The sequence below is a fragment of the Methanoregula sp. genome (assembly GCF_002835825.1).
Lineage (GTDB): Archaea > Halobacteriota > Methanomicrobia > Methanomicrobiales > Methanospirillaceae > Methanoregula.
In genome coordinates this window covers 1-3301 of record NZ_PIZH01000257.1, presented here as the reverse complement: position 1 = coordinate 3301, position 3301 = coordinate 1, and the positions used below count along the sequence as shown (strand labels likewise).

The 3301-nt window shown below is 61.4% G+C and carries 3 protein-coding genes; 1 reads left to right on the top strand and 2 read right to left on the bottom strand.

Annotated features, from left to right (window positions below; all coding sequences use genetic code 11):
• Positions 1-297: hypothetical protein (locus tag CW742_RS09370; protein ID WP_292419569.1), on the top strand; the 297-nt coding region annotated here is incomplete at its 5' end.
• 129 nt (positions 298-426) lie between these two features.
• Here the strand turns inward: CW742_RS09370 and CW742_RS09365 are convergent.
• The gene (locus CW742_RS09365) at positions 427-2298 is read right to left on the bottom strand and encodes a hypothetical protein (RefSeq protein ID WP_292419566.1); all 1872 of its coding nucleotides are present in this window, start codon (positions 2296-2298) and stop codon (positions 427-429) included.
• Between the two features lie 7 nt (positions 2299-2305).
• The coding region (locus CW742_RS09360) for a S26 family signal peptidase (protein WP_292419563.1) at positions 2306-3301 on the bottom strand (996 nt) is incomplete at its 5' end.

Here is a 3301-nt window from a genome sequence, read left to right as displayed (position 1 = left end):
ACGCAGACCCTCCCCTCGGGACAGAAACTCTACTTCCAGGTCCAGAAGAGCTCGATCACGGCCCGGATCCTGGTCACGTTCGCCGGCAGTGCCGGGCACGGGAGCATTAAAAGCGCTGATGTGAAAGTCACCCGTCCGGATGGTTCGGTGGCAACGGGCATGATTCTGCCGCTCAAGGGCATCACCGAGATTATCCTCGATGGATCGAAAGGCACTGACCGCGTGGAGATCATCGCGCTGATGTCGGATGGTACGATGTACCGGGTCTATGACGACCTGCTTTCGATGATGGATTGAACGGGCACATCCCCCCGCCTCATCCTCGATTTTTTATTGGAGAGCCGGTGGGATCTGAATCTTCTGTTTCGCATTCTCTGTTTCTGGTTAATCGTCCGGCGCTCCGGCCCTGCTGATCTCCGGTCAGGATCAGGGACATGCCGAGAGATGGCCCCATGCCTGGTGCAGGGCATCCATGCAGGGGATCCAGAACGAGTACCCGTCGAACTTTGCGATCGGGAAGACGAGGAGGATCAGTACCAGCTGCCAGGCAAGAACCGTGAGCACCGGGACGGGCAGGGCATACTCCGCGAGAAACGATCCCGGCCTGCCTCGTTTCCCGCTGACGAGCACGAGTGCAGCGATGGCTAGGATCTCTGCCAGTACCAGGATGCCAAAAAAGCGGTACAGGGTATGGAGGCTTATGTTCCCTGCCGGGACGGTTGCGATTGCAGGAACCGCGAGGAAGACTGCCAGCAGGAATCCGGGTATGACGGTGTTCCGAACAAGGATTCCCGGATCGTGAATCAGGTCCATCTTTTCTAGGAGCAGGAGACCCAGCAGTGTTGCCGGCAGGTATGCCGGCGAGAGGTAGCGGATGTCCGGCCAGATCCCGTCCCCGGTATTTATGTTATGCAGGTTGTGGGTGTAAGCCAGAAAGACCAGAAAGACGGCAGCAGACAAAAGGATGAGGATTTTCATGTCCTCCCTGAAAAGATTGTTTTTCTCCCGTTTTTGGAGAAGAAAGAACGGCAGCAGCACGAGTGCGAGCAACAGGACGGGGACGATAAGGAAGAAGCCGAGGCTGCCGTTTTCCGGGAAGAAGAGGATCCCCGCGAGATCGCCGGGGAGTCCGCGGGGAAGGGTAAACACGTACTGCTGGAGCGTCACGAAAAAACCGCTCCCGAGCGTGACGGGATCCGCTGTGACGACCTGCGAACCCGTTTCCGCAACGGGGGATACGGGCGAGACCACCACGTTCGTGATGCCGTACCGGACATTTCTCTCCATGACAAGTGCGGGGAGCAGGGGATTTCCGGAAACAATCAGGTTGTTGATAAAGAAGGGCAGGGCGCCGAGTGCCGTGAAGAGGACGGCGCCCATATGCGCAAGCCCAGACGCCATAGTATCTTTTTTCTGCCAGATGCGGAGGAGGTTCTCTGCAGCGAAGAGAATCCCGAGGCAGATCGCGGCAGCAAGGCCGATCTCCGGGCGGAACCATGCGAGCAGCCCGATGAAGAAGAACCCGCACGCGGCATCACGGAACCTTCGGGACTGGAAATAACTAACAAAGAAGAAGAGCACGAGGGAGAATACCGCAGCGGTCGCGCTGTGGTCCTTTGCCGTACCGCCCCAGAGGAGATAGGTTGAGCCGGCCATGCAGAACACGGCAGCAGCAACGGCCATCCACCGGTTGTGAAAGATCCGGGCTGCAATAAGGTACGCCATCACGATCGTCAGGGCAAAGAAGAGGTGGCTGGTGAAGACTACCGCTGCCACTTCCACCGGGGCGTTCGCTGTAGAGGCGATGAAGGGGGAATACCAGATGCCGTTGAGCACGAGGAGCAGGAACGTGGCAACGGCGCCGATCACCGGGAGCCGGACCGACAGTACCCGAGCATACTCCGGAAACGCCCGGCTGACAAGGAGCGTTGTCACAAGCGGGATGGAGGCCCAGAGGAAGAGCACCGCCAGCCGGAAATGATCGCCAAAAAGGCTGATCGCGAGCATGGCCGGCATCGAGGCAAGGGGGAGGGCCAGCGAGTACCTGAGCACATTGTTCATGCGAGTAAAATACCGGGAGGGTATGCCGCCGTAGTACGAACCATATTTTCCCTCGTTCAGCGAGACCTGGTGCCCGGCACTCAGCTGGTGGACCTGGTTTACCGTCATCCATTCGTCATTTATTACGAGGCCCGGGATCGAAACCGCGATGACGATGAACAGTGCGGCAAGGAAGATGACAAGGCAGATCGCTGTCTCCCTGCTCCAGTCCCGTGCGGAACGATTACCCGGTTCCATACGCGGATCACTCCCCCTCTGCCGGCAGGGGTGCTGCCCGGTCACCGGCGGCCGGGCTGCGGGCCGGCGCGAGGCGTTTCAGTTCATCAATTCCTGGCAGTTCCTCTGCACTGACCAGCGCCCGGTACGGCAGCCGGATCTTCCAGTTTCCCCGGGCCGGATCATAGTCGCCGGCAAGGGTCTTGCCGAAATAGAGCCGGAGGGTGCCGTAGTTCCAGGTGGTGAAGTACACGATGCGGGGCTTCAGGCCCGCCGGCAGGAACCGGGCAAGGGAACGGGTGACCGCCCATGCCGGTCCTGCGGAGAGGAGAACCAGTCCTGCGGCATTCCGTACGCGGGTTGAGAAACGTCGCCACCGGAACACGGCCCGGCCCGCTGTCCCGCCGGTGACCGCCCGCCGCTTCTCTCCCCGCCGTGCCCCGATCACCTTCCCGAGGATATCGCCTGCCTGGAGCAGATCGGGGTCCGGTTCCGGGTTGTTGTCGCCCTGCGTTGTGATACGTTTACCTGCGATCCTGACGATCCGGTGGACAACGACCTGCCCGGTTGCTTCCCGCAGGAAGCAGACAACATCCCCCGCAGACGGGGCCGTCTCCCCGTACGGCACCACGTCCAGCAGGTCCGGGGAGACGAGCGTGGGATTCATGCTCGGGCCGGCGTACACGACCGGGATATGACCGGGCCCGAAGAGGCCGGTGCCCGGGTCACGGAGCACGGCCCGGCCGGTACCTACCGTCGCCGACTTTGGGGGGGTCGTGACCTTCGCTCTTTGGGGCGCCTGCCGTTCAAGGGCGTCTTCAATCGCTTCCCAGAACTTTCCGGTCAGGCTGATCTCCAGCCGGTACGCCTTGACGGCACGGGCAAGGGCCGTTGCAGCGGCGATCTCCGCTTCGCAGTGGCGTGCCGCTTCCTCCGGCGTCCGCCCGGACTGCGAGGGGATGCCGGTGGTCTGGTGGACGGACTCGGTAATATACGCGACCGCGTCGCCCGTGCCGGCCGGCTC

What these genes read in the sequence shown, in the direction of transcription:
- CW742_RS09365 (WP_292419566.1), bottom strand. Translation starts at nt 2,298, where the DNA reads ATGGAACCGGGTAATCGTTCCGCACGGGACTGGAGCAGGGAGACAGCG.